Below are 723 nucleotides of genomic sequence, written 5' to 3' on the forward strand. Positions count from 1 at the left end.
GCAGGTCGCGAACCGGCCGATCTACGTCGTGATGGCCGTGACCACCGAGGGCCACCGCGACATTCTCGGGATCTGGGCCGGTGACGGCGGCGAGGGCGCGAAGTTCTGGCTGCACGTCTTCACCGAGCTGAAGAACCGCGGCCTGGACGACGTCCTGATGCTGGTCTGCGACGGCCTGAAGGGCCTGCCCGACGCGGTGAACACCGTCTGGCCTCGAACGATTGTCCAGACCTGCGTCGTTCATGTGCTGAGGAACAGCTTCCGTTACGCCGCCCGGCAGGACTGGGACAAGGTCGCCAAGGCGCTCAAGCCGGTTTACACCGCGCCGAGCGAGGACGCCGCGACGGAGCGGTTCCTGGAGTTCCAGGAAGCCTGGGGCCGAAAGTATCCGGCGATCATCAAGCTGTGGTCGGACGCCTGGGCCGAGTTCGTCCCGTTCCTGTCCTTCGACGTCGAGATCCGCAAGGTCATCTGCTCGACGAACGCCATCGAGTCCGTGAACGCCCGGATACGCAAGGCCGTCCGCGCCCGCGGACACTTCCCCAACGAGGCCGCCGCCATGAAGTGCGTCTACATGGCCCTGATGTCCCTCGACCCCACGGGCAAGGGCCGCAAGAAGTGGACCATGCGCTGGAAGGCCCCGCTGAACGCCTTCCAGATCGCCCTCGACGGCCGCCTCACCCCCACTGACCACTGACAACCTCAAAAACCAAGATCAGCCGT

At 65.6% G+C, this 723-nt stretch carries 1 protein-coding gene; it reads left to right on the plus strand.

Annotation, left to right across the window (positions count from 1 at the left end; translation table 11 throughout):
• On the plus strand, window positions 1-697 hold a 697-nt coding region (locus OTB16_RS39155), incomplete at its 5' end, for an IS256 family transposase (RefSeq protein ID WP_267727718.1).
• Between the last annotated feature and the right edge of the window lie 26 nt (window positions 698-723).

Origin of the sequence: Streptomyces antarcticus (genome assembly GCF_026627255.1) — a bacterium.
GTDB classification, from domain to species: domain Bacteria; phylum Actinomycetota; class Actinomycetes; order Streptomycetales; family Streptomycetaceae; genus Streptomyces; species Streptomyces antarcticus.